Genomic DNA, 18982 nt, shown 5'->3' on the forward strand with positions numbered 1-18982 from the left:
GGTTATTTACACCGCCCTGCGTTAATCTTTAACTGCCTTTACTGTTTTCATTGCACTGTTGAAATTGGTATAAATACTATTGCCGACAATGATGACATCGGCATTGTCTTTCATTTCCCGCGCCTGAATAGGGTTTTCAATGCCGCCGCCGTAAAAAAGCAGCGCCTCCCCCAATTGGTCTTTCACTTTTTTCACAAGCTGCGGATCGCCGTACATCCCGCTGTACTCCATATAGAAAATCGGCAAGTGAAAGACATGCTCTGCCATATAGGCATATGCCACCACATCCTCATTATCCGGTAAATAGCTGTTCGTATGTGTAAATGCTTTTGCGTCTTTATTTAAAATACAATAGCCTTCAAAAAAGATCTGACTGTATTCCATCATATCAATGTATTGTTTAATCGCCTGATGCTGCATATCCATCATCCATTTTTTCTCCCGGGAATTCAACACCATGGGAATCAGATAATCATCAAAACCAGGCGTGATCGAATCCATATTGGAAACTTCCAGCAGACATGGTACCGCATGCCGGCGAATCCGTGACAAGAGATCCAGCACCCCGTCCAGCGTCACATCATCCGTACCGCCGACAATAACCGCATCTGTCCCGGACTCACATAGGAGGTCGAGATGCTCATCGGAAATCTCCTTCGCCGGATCCAATTTAAAGATGTGCTTCCATTCGTTCATGTTCGTATACAAAGTCGTATCCCCCAATGTTAGGTTCCATTTGTCTATTATAGCAAAAAATGTGTCGGGAATTTAGAGATATGGTGAGATTTTTTGTGGGGAGGTGGTGGAGGGGATGTCCACTGTAGCGCCAGCGGCTCTCGGGCTGAAGTTTTCGTTTTCGGGTTGAAATTTTTGTTTTGGGGTTGAAGTTCTCGCTCTCGAGTTGAAGTTTGCGCTCTCCGGTTGAAGTTCTCGCTCTCCGGTTGAAGATTGCGCTCTCCGGTTGAAGTTCCCCGCTCTCCGGTTGAACACCCCGACCACCCCACCAACACAAAAAGAAAAACCGCCACCCGGCCAGGCAACGGCTCCCTTAAAAAATTTATTCCTCTTCCTCCACTCGCCCCAGCACCATCTGATACCCATCATTCCCATAGTTGATACAGCGGCGCACGCGCGAAATGGTGGCGGTGGATGCGTTGGTTTCCTGCTCAATTGCGTTGTATGTATGGCCCTCCGTCAGCATCTTTGCCACCTGGAGACGCTGGGAGAGGGCGTGGATTTCCGACATGGTTGCAATGTCATCAAAAAAGCGGTAGCATTCCTCCCGATCCTTTAATGAAAGAATAGCATCAAATAATTGATCCAGCTGCTCTCCACGTAATTTATCTATTTGCAATCCAGACCCTCCTTCTCCATCTTATTTTGATATTGTTACAGACTGCCCGATCCCGGGACTCGACGGAACGACATTGATCCATGTTTTCCCCGGAACAAATCCGGCTGGCTCTCCGTCAATTACTGGAATAATCCGCCCATCGCGGTTTTCCCATTGCACCTCTCGAACGATTCCCTCCTGGATGAGATACCCGTTCCCACCGGAGACCAGGTCAATCGCCCGGCGGCCTGCATCATCAATGATCTGATGCGGGGACTCTACGATAAATACATTGTCCACCTGAATCGGCTCTCCGGATTCCAGCTCTACCGTCTCTTCCCCATCATTATACCTGATATATTTTCCCGTATCAGCTTCATAGAAAAATTCTACTATTTCCATCGGTGAATCATCATAAACAACTTCCACATGGTTCGCCGGATCTCCGGATAAATTTCCAGTCTCCTCTGCAGTCAAAAACGGGAGTGGCTCCATGTCAGCGCTTGTAGCGTAGCCTTTTTCCTCCGCTGCCGGGTAGACACCGTCCACCTGCAGATAGGAATTATGTGGTGCCTGGCGGAAAGATTCCCGCTGAAAAAGCGTGCCATTATTATCGTAAATCGCCCCATCCAGATGTGGAATCCCACGCTCGGCAATCATGTCGTTAACAAAACCGGCTGCGCCGTGATAGACATACAGTGCATTATAACCATTCGCAAGCTCAAAATAGTATTCTCGTGCACTGCGCACAGGACCTATTTCCTCAGGCAGTTCACTTTGATACAATGCCAGAAAACGGGTGATGCTTCCCTCTGCCAAAATTTCAAATACCATATCCGCTTGTGACAGCCCACTTTGCGGCCTTGCAGAAGTGTGGTTGTTCACCATTACCGAGATAATCCGGTTGTTCGAGAGGTCCCCATCTGCCTCTATGCCAGTCAACGGATAAACAGGGCCGGATTCTTCCGTGTCTTCTGCTGTTGCCTCTTCCGCTACTTGAACCACGGGAGCTTCTTCCTTTATTTCCACCCCAGGTTCTTTAAGTGGATTCTCTCTTGCTACCTTCTCTTCCCCTGCACAGCCAGCAAGCAGCAGCACTGCCGCCAGCATCCCCAAAATAAGCTTTCTCATATCCCCCAACACCTTTGTGAAAAAAACTTGGCTTATCGTCAATTTTCATGGACAGGCCATAGTACAACTTATGCAGGATAAGGAAGTATATATACGTTCTTATTTGTCCAGAAATTTTGGTTGCTTTCTTCCCGCCCCACAAGCTATCTATAACTATTAGTATATGCTAACACATCGTTGCTGGGAAGAGTATTTCTCTTTTCATTACATCAATGATCCCCTGAGGTGTAATCCGGACGTACGGCAAATGGGTGGATGACAGAAAAAAAATCGTATAAATCGGATCATTAAACGTATAGCCGAACTCTGTCAAAATGCTTCTTAACTGCTTCTCTTTCTCAATTAGTTCTTCCATCCCCCCGTCAAACATAAATCCGCCAAGCGCGAGCGGGATTTCCAGAAGCACCTCACCATCATGTACAAGTACAATTCCGCCGCCGATTTCCTTCAGCCGCTGCCAGGCGAGCCGGATATCCTGCTTGCTTTTTCCGATAAATACCAGATCTCCCGTTGTGGAGAAAGAGCTGGCGAGGGCTCCAAGTTTTTCTGTAAATCCGCGGATCGTCGTGTTCACCCGCCATTTCCCCTTTCTGTCAAGAAGCAGGGTGAACGCATCGTTTTTATTTTCCGGCAGCACATCTGTTGTGATGTCAATATCAATCGGGTATGGGTTCATGATCACGTCATTGACCATCTCCAAGCCGATGGGAACTGAGAATTGCAGTTCTTTTTGCTCGAGATTCCAGTCAAAATTAAGCGGACCGATTCCGTATTTTTTCCAATCAATCACTGGTCCCTGCTGCTGGTTCTGTCCATCCCGCACAATCCATTGCCCCTTAGCCAGCACACTTTCCGGATGCGGATTTTCTTTTTCCGATAAAATATTAATGTGGGCAATCCGGCCAGGAGAAATGCTTCCAATCAATTCATCCAGATGAAGGTGTCTCGCCGCATTATAGCTGGCGATACTGTAGGCCTCTTCCACCGGGATTCCTTTTTCGATGGCGATCTCAATGCACACATTCAACAGCCCGTTTTCATAAAAAGCAGGCGTGGCCCCGTCGGTCGTAAAGGTTAAATGATCAAACGAAGTCAGCCCTGCCTCCAATAGTTCTTCCGCCAGTTTTGGCAAATCCGGCCGAATCGATGAATAGCGCAGCCCCACCTGATATCCCAGCTCCAGCCGTTTAAGCACCTCCTTGCCAGACATCGATTCATGATCTGCCCCCACACCGAGCAGTTTCATCTTCGTCAGTGTTTTCTCTGATGCGCCCGGAAAATGCCCTTCGACTGGTTTGCCATGCCGGCCTGTCTCCTGCATCCAGTATAACAGGCGGTCATCCCCTGCCAAGAGACTTGGCCAGGATGTCAGCTCCCCGCCCTGGACGACCGCAGGATGAGCGATCCATTCGAGAATTTCTTCTGTATTGAATAACTCTTCTTCATCCTGCCTCATCGTTTGTGAGTCAAACCGCGCCCACCAATACATGGAAACAGGTAGTTGTGAAAATTCTTCCATCAAAGTAAACGCTTTCTTTCTCTGGAGCAAAAAAAGCCAAAGCATATTGTCATTGACCAGGGTTGTTGTCCCGAACCGTGCTGCATGGTTGGCCAGCTCCTCGGGGTTGTACAGTTGAAATGGATGGGCATGCGGCTCGATGTACCCCGGCACCAGATATTTTCCACTGCAGTCCACGATTTCAGCAGCACCCGCATTCTCCGGCATCTTCTCCCCGACATAGACAATCCGCTCATCGACAATCCAAATATTTGCCTGGATCCATTGTTTGATAAACATATTCAAATACTTGCCGTTGGTTAAAATCAGTGTTGGAGCTTCTGCACCATCAATAACACTGACATGCTGCCTGAGTTCACGGTTTCTCCAGTACATTTCGTTATTCTGCATCACGCATTCTACTTTCTGCAATTGGTTTCTTCTATTTTAGCATAATTTTCACTTTAATACTTTAAAGTTTTTATTAAATGTCGTGACTTTTTTGTGACGTTATTCACATGATCGTTAATGGGCATACCACTTCGGAACCTTTCTGGTGAATTGCTCATGATCATTGATCACATCACGCGAATAGGTTAATAGTTTCTCCTTCGTATCCATGTTTTGTGACCAGACAATTGCAGACACGACGTGCATGGCACTGTATAATGCGTACAGCTCCCAGAATTGCTCGCTGACTGGCCGGTTATCGTGATACCCGTCGATAATCCCCCTGGTGAAAGGAATACTTACCGGCTTGGAAAAGAACCCCAGCTTGTGGAGGTCATGCAACGGATCTCCCCAGTCCATCCGCTGAAAGTCAATAATGCCGTTAAACGTTTTATTATGTATCAGCAGATTTGCCGGGTGGAAGTCGTCATGCTGAAAAGTGTTCGGACGTCCTTTCATCAGCTTTTCATTTTCAAGGATATAGGAGCCCAGCAATTCCTTGATGGATGGATCCAGCTCAATCTTCTCCAGTGCAGCCAAGTATCTGTTACTTTTCTTTTTTTTGAAGGTATACCAGTCCGGCTGATCGGCAGGCGCTGGAATCTGATGCAGTTTTTTCAGCTCTTTTCCAGCAAGGACTCCTCCCTGATACTGCTCATCTTCGGTAAGTTCCTTCAATGCTTCCTCGCCATCGATGCCGGGTAGATAGGTAAGCAGCATATAGCTTGCTCCCACTTCAGTTAGAGTTTGATAGTCAATTGTCTCCGGGACATAGCTTGAGTATGCTGCAGCCTGATTAATATAGAAAAATTCCTCCCTTCGCTGTTCATCAGCCTCACTGGAGAAAATCCGCAGCAGGTACTTCTCATCAATTACATATTTCTCATCATGAGAGAAGCCTTTGTTCAGTTCTCTGATTGAAGCAGCTTTGCTTAAATATGGAGATGAATCTATAACGGACTGGTTTATAAAATTTCTCTTCATACTATTCCTCCCGGCTATATCATTCATATACAGTAAACTGCGGCTTGGTCGGATGATCCAAAACAAGTGCCTCATCCGGAAATTTCATCACTTTCCGATATAACGCCACATCACCGAAACAACCGACCGTCAAGATAACCCCAAGCATGGATATAGGCAAGAAATTCATGGATACGCCTAGGATTAGCGGCAGAAGACCCGTTGGCACAAATGGAAGCATGAGCACTTTCTTCATTTGCGCAACGGTAATCGGCTTTTTCGCATGCGCGTAGGCGACGCCCATTTTCCAATTGACACCCCATGCCAGCTCTTTTCGTGGCACATCGCCAATGTAGCGAAAGCCAATTAAGTGTATTGCTTCATGGATGACCACCATTATGATCATACCAGCCAAAAACAGCAGCAGCCCAGAAAAAGTAAAGGTAATGGCGCCTCCCCCAAACAATAAAAGATGCAGTACCAACACTCCGAAAAGCATGCCGATGGTCGCCAGCAAGACCACTATATTTAATTTGCCCATGGAGATGAACACAACTGTTTCCTTCTTTCCTCCCATCAATCGATCACCACCTAAAACGGGTTTGTTCCCCACTGCAAAGATTGTTTAATAAAAATCCGTGGATGCAGTTTCAGCTGGGCCACCATATATTCCGCAAGATCTTCCGGCTGCATGAATTTTTCTTTGTCGTTTGCTTCCGGGTTGTCACCGAACGTCAAATCTGTTGCCACCAAGCTCGGATTCAGTGTAAATACGCGAATATTCTGCCTGCGCACTTCCTGCATCAGCGCTTCCATCATGCCTTGCACCGCGAATTTTGACGCACTGTAGGACGTCGATCCAGCTGTCCCTTTCAGTCCGTTGCTGGAAGATATGTTAATGATGTCCCCACTGTTTTTTTCGATCATTTGCGGCAGCACAGCCCGCGTGACATGATAGGTGCCAAAAACATTGACTTCAAACGTGCGCTTCCAGTCTTCCGGATCAATCTCCAAAAAATTCCCATGTAAACCGATACCGGCATTGTTGATGAGAATATCTGCGGAACCGACATCCCGCTGCAATTTGTCTATCGCCAGATTTACTTTCTCCATATCCGCAATATCACAGGCTGCATAAAATGCCTTTACACCATGGGATTCAGCCTCTTCTGCCACTGCCTTCAGCTTTTCTTCCGTACGGGCGATCAGTCCAACATGCACCCCTTCACTCGCCAGTTGCAAAGCAGTCGCTCGGCCAATACCACTCCCGGCACCCGTTATGTATGCGATTTTTCCTTGAATGTTCTGTCCCATTTTTATCCTTCCTTTCGTTTATGAAAAATTAATCTCTCAGCAATTCTTGCAAAAAACGCTCCCTGTTCTCTAAAAAATATTTCGTTATCTTATAATGGTCTGTCTGCTCATACCCCATTTCGCTAATCTGATCATCATCAAAATTATAAATCGCCGCATCCGGGTAACCTAATAGAATAGGAGAATGGGTGGCTATGATGAACTGGCTATCACCAGTTGTAACCAGATCGTGCAAGACCCTTAAAAATGAGAGTTGCCTTGAAGGTGATAATGCGGCCTCCGGTTCATCCAATAAATAGATCGCTTTCCCGCTGAACCGGTTTAAAAATAATGATAGAAATGCTTCCCCATGGGACTGATCATGCAGGGATTTCCCTCCATAAGCATCATAGCCTCCCACTTCATCAATGTGCGAAGCAAAGTGGTAGAATGATTCTGCGCGTAGAAAGAAACCGTTCGTGACTTTCGGCATCCATGAAAGCCTGATATACTCTCCCAGTGCTGATTCAGAAGCATGCAGATCATATTGATTGTTGCGGCCTCCACCTGCAGGATTAAATCCACACTTATCCGCAATGCCCTCCAGCAACGTGGACTTGCCGGAACCGTTCTCCCCGACGAAGAAAGTAACATTGCTTTTAATATCCATTCGCTCGAAGTTTTTAATAGAAGGAATGGAAAAAGGATAGGCATCCTTTGGAATACTATTCTGCTTGAGCACAATTCTTTTTAGAAACATGACATCACCCCGTTTGTGTAAGATTCAATTATTCAATGTTAATTTTCTGGCGGTGTCTTTCTTGAAATTTTATCATACCTAAACAATTCCCTCTATAAAATTTCATTTATTCGCTTGACATACGCCCCTAATTTTTGTACTTTTAATTTAATTCAATAAAAAAGGGAGGAAAACAATGGGAGCTTGGCTAGAAAATATAAGTGGTGACATTAGCGGATTTATTTGGGGGTTGCCGTTAATTATTTTTCTGGTAGGTACAGGATTATACTTAACCGTACGATTGATGTTCTTTTCATTCCGAATGCTGCCTTATGCGCTGAAATTGGTGTTTACGAAAGACGAATCGGGTGGGAAAGGGGATATTTCCCAATTCCAGGCGCTTTCAACTTCACTGGCAGCCACAGTCGGAACTGGTAACGTTGCCGGGGTTGCAACTGCTGTGGTTGTTGGTGGGCCTGGGGCTGTCTTCTGGATGTGGATGACGGCACTGGTCGGTATGGCTACAAAGTATTCCGAGGCAATTCTTGGGGTCAAATACAGAGAGGAAAATGCCAAAGGAGAAATGTCTGGCGGCCCGATGTATTACCTTGAAAAAGGGATTGGTCAGAAATGGCTTGGTATCCTGTTCGCCTTTTTCGCGGTTTTTGCAGCAATCTTCGGCATCGGCAATATGATTCAGGCAAATGCGGCTGCCGGTGTTGCGAATGATGTTTTCAACGTGCCGCACTGGGTCACAGGTGGAGTGATGGCAATACTCGTCGGGCTGGTGCTGATCGGAGGGGTAAAGAGTATTGGCCGGGTCGCCGGTATCATTGTCCCAGTCATGATTGTTTTCTACATTGGTGCAGGCTTGCTGATTATTGTTTTACATATGGATCAAGTCCCCGCTGCCTTTGGAATGATTTTTTCAGATGCATTCAGTGGGCAGGCTGTTGCCGGGGGTGCGCTGGGGACAGTTATCCAAATGGGTGTACAGCGCGGACTGTTTTCCAACGAAGCAGGTCTGGGAACGGGAGGCATAGCCGCTTCGGCTGCACGGACGGATGTCCCTGCACGGCAGGCATTAATTTCCATGACCCAGGTGTTCATCGATACTATTATCGTTTGTACCATTACCGGCCTGACCTTGACCATGGCCAACTTATACACAACAGACGCAAACGGAGCAGCATTGACGTCGCAGTCGTTTGAAGCAATGCTTCCGGGATATGGCGGCATCATTGTTGCGGTGACTGTTCTATTCTTCATCTATTCCACCATTTTGGGCTGGGGTTATTTCGGGGAAAAATGTTTCACCTACCTGGTCGGCGACAACTTCTCCATACTGTATCGCATAATCTTTGTACTGGCGATCGTTCCAGGGGCTGTCATGTCGCTGCAAACCGTATGGAATTTTGGAGATATTTTCAATGGATTAATGGCTATCCCGAACTTAATCGGCCTCTTGCTTCTCTCCGGTGTCGTAGTTAATGAAACGAAAAAATTCATTGAACTGCGCAAACGGGAGAAGAGTGGTTTTGGGGATAATAGGAGGAGAGCTTAGTAGGGACCGGGCCCCTGATTATGGGGCCTGTTTTTTTTGTGAAGATTAACGGTTGATAAATCCTGTGAGAATAGCTATAAGGAATGAAAATACCTTATTAATTCTGGAATGTCTATTAGGTCGCTTCTATTGGAGAATTCTCCTTGGAGAATAGGGTTGAAATGTCCGTTAAAATGATTCTATCGGACAAATTTATCGGAGTAGATGCTTGAAATGACCATGAGAACAACTCTATCGGTCAATTCTTCCGTATTTGATGATCGAAATGTCCATTAGAACAGCTCTATCGGTCAATCCTACCCGGCAGATCCCCAGAAATGCCCGAAAAAACCCCACCACAAAGAAAACCACCCATTACAACCGTGGATGGCTTTCCCTCAATTTATTAAATTCCAATATCATTCCGATAAAAATACCTTTCCATACTTGGAGCGCTATGCATAACCCCATAAACACGCCCAGACGCCACACTCAGCTGCTCTGCTTTGGCTCCAACCAGCATCACTCTGCCACCATCTGAGACAAGCGAATCCCCCTTCATTTTCGTTCCTGCATGAACAATGAACGTGCCCTGCCCTGATGAAAATTCCGGTACCGGCAACCCTTTTTCATAAGAATCCGGGTAACCGTTCGCTGCCAGCACCACTCCAAGGCAAGCAGAATCTTCCCACTCTAATCGAGGATTCTCGCCGGCCATTACTGCCTCGATGACCTCCAGCAGATCATTTTTCAAAAGTGGCAGGACCACCTGAGTTTCCGGATCACCGAAACGGGTATTGAACTCGATGACTTTGGGCCCGTCCTCTGTCATCATCAATCCGGCATACAGGATGCCTGTAAAAGGGCGTCCCTCTTTCATCAGCCCATCAGCGGTTTTTTGCAGAATGTTTTCCTCACAAAATGCCAACTGCTCCCTGGAAATATCACCTGCCGGAGCATAAGCGCCCATTCCGCCGGTATTTGGCCCTTTATCCCAATCATATGCCCGCTTATGATCGCGGGAAGTTACCATCGGATAAACATGATCCTCATGGACAAATGCCATCAGGGAAAATTCCCGGCCTTCGAGAAATTCCTCGATCACTACCGTCGCCCCTGCTTCAGCAAACTTCCCTGAAACGAGCATGTCGTCGACAGCCTCCAGTGCCTCCTGCTGCGTCAGGGCGACAATCACGCCTTTACCTGCCGCCAGTCCATCTGCTTTGACAACAAGAGGTGCACCTTTGTCTGTAATATACAGCTTCGCCTCATCAGCATCGGAAAACACAGCATAACCTGCAGTAGGAATCTCATATTTTTTCATAAATTCCTTGGCAAACTGCTTGCTTCCTTCCAGCAGTGCGGCCCGCTCATTCGGGGCAAAAATCCGCAAACCTTCCTCCCGAAAACGGTCTGCAATCCCGGCATTTAATGGATTTTCCGGCCCGACGATGGTCAGGTCAATTGCCTGCTCTTTGGCAAAAGCCACGAGTCCATCCATATCCATTTCATCAATGGCGACACATTCCGCCTGCTGCTGGATGCCGCCATTTCCCGGTGCTGCATACAGCTTGCTCACGCGGTTGCTCATCACGAGTTTGCTGATGATGCTGTGCTCCCGTCCACCGCGGCCAATCACTAAGATGTTCATCTCCGTACCCCCTTTGATCAGTGTTTAAAATGGCGCATACCGGTGTAAACCATCGCGATCCCATGTTCATCACAGACATCTACGGAATCCTGGTCGCGTTTTGAGCCACCTGGTTGGATGACCGCTGTCACACCTGCTTTTACGGCAGCCTCCACAGTGTCTGGCATCGGGAAAAATGCGTCTGAGGCCATAACGGCTCCCGCAGCTTTATCCCCCGCCTGTTCGATCGCAATCTGTGCAGAACCAATCCGATTCATCTGTCCGGCACCGATGCCCACAGTTTGATTGTCTTTACCGAGCACGATGGCATTGGATTTTACATGCTTGACCGCTTTCCAGGCAAACAGCAGGTCCTTGATTTCCTGCTCCGTCGGCTGTCGTTTCGTCGCCACCGTCAGGTCCTCAGCTGTCATATCGCCGGCATCTTCCTGCTGAACGAGCACTCCGCCTCTAACGGTAGTCAGCTTGTGTTGCTCTTTCTTGCTGCCCGCCATCTCCAGCTTCAGCAAGCGGATATTTTTCTTCCGGGTTAATGTCTCCAATGCTGCTTCAGTGAAACTTGGCGCGATGACAATTTCCAAAAATATCTGGCTGAGTTTCTCGGCGGTGTCGGCATCGATTTCCCGATTGATCGCGACGATTCCACCGAAAATCGATAAAGGGTCGGCTGCATATGCTTTTTGAAATGCTTCAAAGACTCTATCTGCCGTGGCAATGCCGCATGGGTTCATATGCTTGACTGCAACCGCCGCGGGCTCGGCATAATCGGCTAACGTCTCCAGGGCAGCATTGGCATCCTGAATATTATTAAAGGAAAGCTCCTTCCCGTGCACCTGCTCGGCGGAAGCAATGCTCATCGCTTCCTGGAGCGGATCCTGGTAAAACGCTGCCTGCTGGTGCGGGTTCTCCCCGTAGCGCAGATCCTGTTTTTTCTCATATGTAACGGTGTATGTCTCCGGAAAATTTTCATCCGCAAAATAGCCGGCAATCATCGCATCGTAATTGGCGGTATGGCGAAACACTTTGGCTGCGAGTGCTTTCCGTTTTGCTTCATCTAATCGCTTCGACTGCAAATCAGCCAACACACCGTCATAGTCCGCCGGGTCCACTACAACTGTAACATCCGCGAAATTTTTGGCAGCGGCGCGCAGCATGGACGGTCCGCCGATATCAATATTTTCGATGATTTCCGCATCAGAGACACCAGATTTTTGCAGTGTTTGTTTGAATGGATACAGATTGACGGCTACCATGTCAATCGGGGAAATGCGGTTTTCTTCCAGCTGGTTCATATGCTCCGGATGATCGCGTTTGGCAAGCAAGCCTCCATGAATTGATGGATGAAGGGTTTTTACACGGCCATCCATAATTTCCGGAAACCCGGTGACTTCCTCCACCGATTTGGCAGGCAGCCCTGCTTCCTGCAAAGTAAGTAATGTGCCGCCAGTGGAAATCAGCTCATATCCCAGTTCCACGAGGCCTTTGGCGAATGGTGTGACGTTTTCTTTATTGGACACACTGATCAGTGCGCGTTTTTGCATGAACAATCCCTCACTTTTCCAGAATTAACTGATTGATGACTTGTGGGTAGAGCTGGTGCTCGAGTCTCTGAATTTTCTGCTTCAATGTTGCTTCGTTATCGGCTGGGGATACATCAAGTGTAGCTTGAGCAATCACCGGTCCAGTATCGATTCCCTCATCGATATAATGCACGGTGACGCCTGTCTGCCGGGCTCCGGCTGCCAGCGCCTGGCCAATCGCATCCTTTCCGGGAAACGCCGGCAGCAGGGAAGGGTGAATATTGATGATCCTTTCCGGAAACGTCTGCAGGAGAACCGGTCCGATTAGACGCATATAGCCGGCAAGAAATATCCATTCTACCCCGGCCTCTGTTAATTTCTGCTGCAGCATCTGTTCATACTCCGCCTTGGATGAATAGTCCTTCGGGTTAAACGTCAGCACCGGCACCTGATGCGTGGCAGCCTTTTCCACAACTGCCGCTCCTGCCTTATCGCAAACCAGCAAGACAATTTCACAAGCCGTGTCCGCTTCCATAATTGCCTGAAAGTTACTGCCGGACCCTGAGGCAAAAACAGCCGCCTTTACCTTGTGCGTCATTGGATGTGCACCCCTCCATCTGTGACAACTTCACCGATCACGGATGCAGTTTCCCCCTGTTCCTGCAGCAGTTCCACGAGTGAAGCTGCTTCTTTAGACGGAACAACAAGCGCCATGCCAATCCCCATATTAAAGATACCGTACATCTCCGAGTTCGAGATATTCCCTTTTTCCTGCAAAAATGGGAAAATAGCTGGCACTTCCCACGCTGCTGCGTCGAGCTGGACACCGAGACCTTTGGTGAGCATGCGCGGAAGATTTTCATAAAAACCGCCGCCGGTAATATGGGAAATCCCTTTGATGTTGTGCTGCCCGAGTGCTGCGGCAACCGATTTGGCATAAATTTTTGTCGGGGCCATTAGGGTTTCTCCAAGTGTCTGGTCAAGTCCCGGATAGGTTTTGTCCAAATCAAGTCCGGCAATCAGTTTACGGACAAGGGAATAGCCATTGGAATGCACCCCGCTGGAAGCGAGTCCCACAACGGCATCGCCCGCCTGGATCGACTCTCCTGTCACCAATCTTGATTTTTCTGCGACCCCTACAACAAAGCCGGCCAGATCATATTCTTCGTCCGCATACATCCCCGGCATTTCCGCAGTTTCCCCGCCGATCAGTGCCGCGCCAGCCTCCTGGCATCCCTGCGCAACACCAGCAACGATTTGCTCAATCATTTCCGGACGGTTTTTTCCGCAGGCAATATAGTCAAGGAAAAATAACGGCTCTGCCCCTTGTGCGACAATGTCATTGACACACATGGCAACGAGATCCACCCCGACGGTATCGTGTTTTTCCAGCTGAAAAGCCAGCTTCAGTTTGGTGCCAACGCCATCTGTTCCAGACACCAGCACCGGTTCTTTGTATGAAAACTGGCTCAGATCAAACAGACCGGCGAAGGCCCCAATGCCCCCGAGCACTTCAGGCCGAGCGGTTTTGGCGATATGCTTTTTCATCCGTTCCACTGCTTCATAGCCCTTTTCCACATCAACCCCGGCTGTTTTGTAACTATCCGACATCTTCATTTCCCCCTTCAGCTGTTTGTATAAGACATTTCTCTTTTTCCGTCTTGAACAGGGTAATTCCCTGACATGCATGCCGTGCAGATTCCCTGATGGATCGTTTTGTCTTTAACGATTGCCTTTTCCAGTCCTGCCTCTGATAAATAGGAAACACTGTCGGCACCGAGGATGCTGCAGATCTCACCCACCGTATTGTTGGCGGCGATCAATTCCTCTCGCGTGGACATGTCGATGCCGTAATAGCAGGGATGCTGGATCGACGGAGAGGCAATCCTTACGTGCACTTCCTTGGCGCCTGCCTCTTTCAACATCTGTACAATTCGTTTGCTTGTTGTGCCGCGGACAATGGAGTCATCAATCATCACAATCCGCTTGCCTGCAACAATTCCCCTTACTGGGGCGAGCTTCATTTTTACCCCCTGTTCCCGCAGTTCCTGTGAAGGCTGAATAAACGTGCGGCCAACATAACGGTTTTTGATAATCCCCATCTCGTAGGGCAGGCCGCTCTCCTCTGCATAGCCGATCGCTGCGGAGATGCTGGAATCAGGCACGCCGACTACCATATCCGCTTCTGCCGGAGACTCTTTCGCAAGCTCGGCACCCATCCGTTTTCTGGACGCATGCACATTCACCCGATTAACATCACTGTCGGGACGGGATAAATAAACGTATTCCATCGCACACATGCTACGTCTCCCCCGCATCGCAAACCGCGTTGACGAAAGACCGTCCTCACTGATCGTGACAAGCTCTCCCGGCAAAACTTCCCGTTCAAAAGTAGCTCCAATCTGGTCAAAGGCACAGGTTTCCGAGGCGACAACATAAGCATCGCCAAGCCGGCCGATCGACAATGGACGAATGCCGCTTGGGTCAAGCGCTGCATACATTTTTTCTTCGGTTAAAATTAAGTACGCATAGGCGCCTGTAATCTTTCCGAGCGCATTGGCAATCGATTTTTCACTGATCTTCTCACCACTCCGCTTGATCAGATGGGCAAGCACCTCCGTATCCGAGGAGGTCTGCAAAATGCTTCCCTGGTCTTCCAACTCGCCGCGCAGCTTATGGTTATTCATGATATTGCCATTATGGGCGAGTGCCATGCTGCCGTTCTGGGTGTGGAAAAGCAGCGGCTGGACGTTTTCGATTCCTTTGCCGCCTTGGGTAGAGTAGCGCACATGGCCAACAGCAACACGTCCTGTGAGCTGGTCAAATTTCGCATGTTTGAACACATCATTCACCAGACCGAGACCTTTATGCGCCTTCAGCTCCAATCCGTCGCTGACGACAATGCCGGCACCCTCCTGGCCGCGGTGCTGCATCGCATGCAAGCCGTAATAGGTCAGTTCTGTGGCTTTATCATGATCCCAAATTCCAAAAACGCCGCATTCCTCATTTATGCCTTTGATTTCAGCAAGCATGGAATAGCTCCCTTCCATAATTCCTCAAGTTTGACCGCATCTTCCTGAATGACAGTGCTACCGTCAATATTGATTGTGTAAAGGTGATCGTCCGTAACTGTGCCTATTTTCCGAGCATCTTCTATCTGCTCTTCAAAACGCTGCTGGTCTTCCAGTTTAACGGATACGAGAAACCGTGACTGTGACTCACTGAACAGGGAAACTGTCGCATCGCCAGCAAGTTCGGCTGTCAGCCCCAGTCCTTTTCCGTTAAACACACTTTCCGCAAGTGCCACGGCCAAGCCGCCTTCTGCCAAATCATGGGCGGACTGAACCAAGCCGCTCTGGATCGCTGCAAGCAACTGCTGTTGCCTGCGTGCTTCTGTTTCCAGATCAATTGCTGGTGCTTTGCCTGTATACTCTCCCTCGATAACATTCTGCAGTTCACTGCCGCCAAATGCCGCTTCTGTTTCCCCGATGACATAAATGATGTCACCTGCAGACTGGAAATGGCTCGGCGTGATATGTTCCAATGATTCATGCAGGCCAACCATGCCGACAATTGGTGTCGGGAAAATTGACTTGCCGCGGGACTGATTATAGAGTGAGACATTGCCTCCAATGACCGGTGTTGCTAAAGCGCGGCAGGCAGCGCTCATTCCTTCGACACTCTGCTCCATTTGCCAGAACACTTCCGGATTTGTCGGGTTGCCGAAATTCAGCCCGTCAGTCAAAGCAAGTGGTCGGGCTCCGGAGCAGACAATATTTCGTGCCGCTTCAGCCACCGCAATTTTGCCTCCGGTTTCCGGATCCAGATAAATGTAGCGCGAGTTGGCGTCTGTAGAGATGGCAAGGGCTTTTTCGGTTCCCCTAATGCGCACCACCGCTGCGTCCGATCCAGGCGTGACAACTGTGTTCGTTTGCACCATCGAATCGTACTGGTCATACACCCATTCCTTGCTGGCAATGGTTGGCTGCTGCAGCAGTTTGATGAGCATTTCGCCATGATCCGCTACGTGCGGAACTGTTTCCGGAAGTTGCTGAAATTCATTGAAATACGTCGCCTGCTCCGAAGGCATATGATAGACAGGTGCCTCTTCTGCCAGCGCGTCGACTGGAATGTCTGCAGCCACTTCGCCGTGCTGCTTGATCCGGAAAACTTTTTCCTCAATAACCTCACCGACAGCAACGGCCTGCAGTCCATATTTTTCAAATACATCGATAATTTCCTGTTCTCTTCCCTGCTTCACGACAAGCAGCATCCGCTCCTGCGATTCCGAAAGCATCAGCTCATAGGCATTCATTCCTGGCTCGCGCTGTGGCACGAGATCGAGATTCATTTCCATTCCGGTTCCTGCCTTGCTCGCCATTTCACTGGCAGACGAGGTCAGACCGGCTGCACCCATATCCTGCATGCCGACAAGCGCATCGGAATGGATGACTTCCAGCGAGGCTTCAATCAGCAGTTTTTCCATAAACGGGTCGCCAACCTGCACGGCAGGGCGGTCCTTATCCGAATCCTCCGCCAGATCATCCGAAGCAAAAGTTGCTCCATGAATGCCGTCTCTTCCCGTTGGAGCTCCTGCGTAAATCACCGTGTTGCCAATGCCGGAAGCAATCCCTTTTTGCAGTTCATCATGTTTCAGGAGACCGATGCACATGGCATTGACAAGTGGGTTATCCTCATAGCTGTCATCAAATTGCACTTCCCCGCCAACGGTCGGTACGCCGACACAATTTCCGTACCCGGCGATTCCGTGAACCACTTCGGAAAACAGATACTTCATCCGGTCTGTGGTTAAATCTCCAAAACGAAGCGAGTTCATCAGGGCAATTGGTCTCGCCCCCATGGAAAAAACATCACGGATGATGCCGCCAACTCCAGTAGCTGCACCCTGATACGGCTCGACTGCGGAAGGGTGGTTGTGGCTTTCGATTTTAAACACAACAGCCTGATTGTCGCCGATATCCACAACACCTGCGCCTTCCCCTGGTCCCTGCAGCACATGTGGTCCTTTGGTGGGAAATCGCTTCAGCAGAGGTTTGGATGTTTTATAGCTGCAGTGCTCCGACCACATAACAGAGAAAATGCCGGTTTCCGTAAAATTCGGGCGCCGCTTGAGGATGTTTTTGACCGAATCATACTCCTGATCGCTCAGTCCCATATCGCTGTATAATTTATCCATTTCTACCGTTTCCGGGCCAATATCATGCGTTTGCAGCATAGGTTTCCCTCCAGTTCTCCACCATTGAGCGGAACAGCCGGAGACCGTCATCACTGCCAATGAGTGCTTCCATGGCACGTTCCGGATGGGGCATCATCCCCAGCACATTCCCCTCTTTATTGATAATCCCGGCAATATCGCCGGCCGATCCATTCGGGTTGTTCTGATAAGTGAAGACAATTTGCTGATTTGCCTTTAATTCTTCCAAAGTTTCGTCGTCACAATAGTAGTTTCCTTCCCCGTGGGCAATCGGAAAGCGCACTATTTCTCCCTGTTCGTATCCCGAAGTAAACTTAGTCGCAGCATTGGCAACGACCAGTGGCTCCTGATGACACATGAAGGCGAGATTCTTGTTGCGTAAAAGCGCACCTGGCAAAAGACGCGCTTCTGTCAGCACCTGGAATCCGTTGCAGACACCGAGCACCGGCTTTCCTTTTTCTGCGTGCGTTTTGATTTGCTGCATAATGTCCGATGTGGAAGCAACTGCTCCCGGGCGAAGGTAATCCCCGTAGGAAAAACCGCCCGGCAAGAGGATGCCGTCATAGTTTTCCAGATTGCTATTCTGATACCATACGAGATCAGCTTCTTCCTGCAAGACGTCTTTCACCGCATGATACATATCCCTGTCGCAATTGGAGGCAGGGAAAACGACTACTGCAAATTTCACAACCGCACCTCCTCAGAGGTAGCAATCTCGTAATCTTCTATGACCGGATTGGCCAGCAGCCGCTCGCACATCTCCTTGACACGCCCTTCGATATCCGGACCTTCCTCCACTTCCAGTTCGATATATTTTCCGACGCGTGCTCCGAGAATTTCCTGGTATCCAAGGGAATGAAGGGATTCCTGTATCGCCTTCCCCTGCGGATCGAGCACACCCTGCTTCCATGTGATATAGACATTTACCTTTTTCATCATTGTGCCTCCAGACGTCGTAAAATTTCTTCATACACTGTAATCAAATCGCCAGTCCCCTGCCGGAAAACATCCTTATCCAGTTTTTCCTGGGTTGTTTTATCCCACAGCCGGCATGTGTCCGGGGAAATCTCGTCCGCGAGAACAAGCTTGCCATCTGCCATCCGTCCGAATTCCAGCTTGAAATCGACAAGGGTTATATTCATTGCTGAAAAAAGATGCTGCAACTGCTGATTAATTTCCAATGCTTTGTGCTTGATCTCCTCCAGCTCTTCTGCTGTCAGATCTGTCAGCAGAAGGGTATGCGCATCATTGATCAGCGGGTCGCCGAGTTCATCATTTTTGTAAAACAGTTCCAGCAGCGGTGAGGCGAACGCGGTTTTTTCCGGGATGCCCAGCCTTTTTGTAATGCTCCCTGTTGCAAGATTACGCACCACTACCTCTACCGGTATGATCGTGGTCTGATGAACAAGCTGTTCGGTTTCATTCAGCCGTTCGATAAAATGGCTTTCCACCCCACGTTTCGCAAGCATCGGAAAAATCAGTGAGGAAATCTCGTTGTTCAGGCGCCCCTTCCCGCTGAAAGTAGCCTTTTTCTCGCCATTAAACGCAGTGGCGGCATTTTTATAAGATAAAACAAGCTGTCCCGGTCTGTCGGCTGACTGATATACTTTCTTTGCTTTTCCTTCATATAGCAGTGTGTTTTTCAT

18 protein-coding genes are annotated in these 18982 nt (G+C 48.8%); 1 reads left to right on the forward strand and 17 read right to left on the reverse strand.

The window, feature by feature from the left end:
* Positions 1–21: 21 nt before the first annotated feature.
* From pcrB to CEG13_RS13950, 8 genes are all read right to left on the reverse strand, one after another.
* Complete coding sequence (pcrB, locus tag CEG13_RS13915; RefSeq protein ID WP_100012612.1) at positions 22–696, reverse strand: heptaprenylglyceryl phosphate synthase; 675 nt, start codon at positions 694–696, stop codon at positions 22–24.
* Between the two features lie 361 nt (positions 697–1057).
* Positions 1058–1354, reverse strand: coding sequence for a YerC/YecD family TrpR-related protein (locus CEG13_RS13920; RefSeq protein ID WP_100012503.1), 297 nt, complete (start codon positions 1352–1354; stop codon positions 1058–1060).
* 21 nt (positions 1355–1375) lie between these two features.
* Entirely contained in the window at positions 1376–2464 is a 1089-nt protein-coding gene (locus CEG13_RS13925; protein ID WP_100012504.1) for a DUF3048 domain-containing protein, read from the reverse strand.
* A gap of 166 nt (positions 2465–2630) precedes the next feature.
* On the reverse strand, positions 2631–4373 hold the full coding sequence (locus tag CEG13_RS13930; protein ID WP_100012613.1) for an adenine deaminase C-terminal domain-containing protein: 1743 nt from the start codon (positions 4371–4373) through the stop codon (positions 2631–2633).
* A gap of 114 nt (positions 4374–4487) precedes the next feature.
* Positions 4488–5396: an aminoglycoside phosphotransferase family protein gene (locus CEG13_RS13935; protein ID WP_100012505.1), complete on the reverse strand. Its 909-nt coding sequence runs from the start codon at positions 5394–5396 to the stop codon at positions 4488–4490.
* 19 nt (positions 5397–5415) lie between these two features.
* The gene (locus CEG13_RS13940) at positions 5416–5952 is read right to left on the reverse strand and encodes a DUF3267 domain-containing protein (protein WP_100012506.1); all 537 of its coding nucleotides are present in this window, start codon (positions 5950–5952) and stop codon (positions 5416–5418) included.
* Positions 5953–5966: 14 nt separating this feature from the next.
* Positions 5967–6689 (reverse strand): 3-ketoacyl-ACP reductase, encoded by a 723-nt coding sequence (locus tag CEG13_RS13945; RefSeq protein ID WP_100012507.1) that lies wholly within the window; start codon positions 6687–6689, stop codon positions 5967–5969.
* A 28-nt stretch (positions 6690–6717) separates the two neighbouring features.
* On the reverse strand, positions 6718–7428 hold the full coding sequence (locus tag CEG13_RS13950) for an AAA family ATPase (RefSeq protein ID WP_100012508.1): 711 nt from the start codon (positions 7426–7428) through the stop codon (positions 6718–6720).
* Between the two features lie 175 nt (positions 7429–7603).
* Between CEG13_RS13950 and CEG13_RS13955 the strand changes: the two genes are divergently transcribed.
* Positions 7604–8971 carry an alanine/glycine:cation symporter family protein gene (locus CEG13_RS13955; RefSeq protein WP_100012509.1) on the forward strand — a complete coding sequence of 456 codons (1368 nt, stop codon included), beginning with the start codon at positions 7604–7606 and terminating at the stop codon, positions 8969–8971.
* Positions 8972–9356: 385 nt separating this feature from the next.
* On the opposite strand, the gene purD is transcribed toward CEG13_RS13955, so the two are convergent.
* From purD to purC, 9 genes are read right to left on the reverse strand one after another with little or no spacing between them, the layout of a single operon-like run.
* Positions 9357–10601 (reverse strand): phosphoribosylamine--glycine ligase, encoded by a 1245-nt coding sequence (gene purD, locus CEG13_RS13960; protein WP_100012510.1) that lies wholly within the window; start codon positions 10599–10601, stop codon positions 9357–9359.
* A gap of 17 nt (positions 10602–10618) precedes the next feature.
* Positions 10619–12142, reverse strand: a complete 1524-nt coding sequence (gene purH, locus CEG13_RS13965) for a bifunctional phosphoribosylaminoimidazolecarboxamide formyltransferase/IMP cyclohydrolase (RefSeq protein ID WP_100012511.1) — start codon at positions 12140–12142, stop codon at positions 10619–10621.
* Positions 12143–12152: 10 nt separating this feature from the next.
* A complete protein-coding gene (gene purN / locus CEG13_RS13970; protein WP_100012512.1) occupies positions 12153–12719 on the reverse strand; it encodes a phosphoribosylglycinamide formyltransferase in 567 nt (188 codons plus the stop codon).
* Entirely contained in the window at positions 12716–13732 is a 1017-nt protein-coding gene (gene purM, locus CEG13_RS13975) for a phosphoribosylformylglycinamidine cyclo-ligase (protein WP_100012513.1), read from the reverse strand. The genes purN and purM overlap by 4 nt, the downstream gene beginning before the upstream one ends.
* A gap of 14 nt (positions 13733–13746) precedes the next feature.
* The gene (purF, locus tag CEG13_RS13980; protein WP_100012514.1) at positions 13747–15153 is read right to left on the reverse strand and encodes an amidophosphoribosyltransferase; all 1407 of its coding nucleotides are present in this window, start codon (positions 15151–15153) and stop codon (positions 13747–13749) included.
* Entirely contained in the window at positions 15129–17357 is a 2229-nt protein-coding gene (purL, locus tag CEG13_RS13985; RefSeq protein WP_100012515.1) for a phosphoribosylformylglycinamidine synthase subunit PurL, read from the reverse strand. Before purL ends, purF begins: the two co-directional genes overlap by 25 nt.
* Positions 17341–18024 carry a phosphoribosylformylglycinamidine synthase subunit PurQ gene (gene purQ / locus CEG13_RS13990; protein WP_100012516.1) on the reverse strand — a complete coding sequence of 228 codons (684 nt, stop codon included), beginning with the start codon at positions 18022–18024 and terminating at the stop codon, positions 17341–17343. The genes purL and purQ overlap by 17 nt, the downstream gene beginning before the upstream one ends.
* Positions 18021–18272 (reverse strand): phosphoribosylformylglycinamidine synthase subunit PurS, encoded by a 252-nt coding sequence (purS, locus tag CEG13_RS13995; RefSeq protein ID WP_100012517.1) that lies wholly within the window; start codon positions 18270–18272, stop codon positions 18021–18023. The genes purQ and purS overlap by 4 nt, the downstream gene beginning before the upstream one ends.
* Positions 18272–18982: a phosphoribosylaminoimidazolesuccinocarboxamide synthase gene (purC, locus tag CEG13_RS14000; RefSeq protein WP_100012518.1), complete on the reverse strand. Its 711-nt coding sequence runs from the start codon at positions 18980–18982 to the stop codon at positions 18272–18274. Before purC ends, purS begins: the two co-directional genes overlap by 1 nt.

Source organism: Lentibacillus sediminis, from assembly GCF_002763455.1.
GTDB classification, from domain to species: Bacteria; Bacillota; Bacilli; order Bacillales; family Amphibacillaceae; genus Lentibacillus_D; species Lentibacillus_D sediminis_A.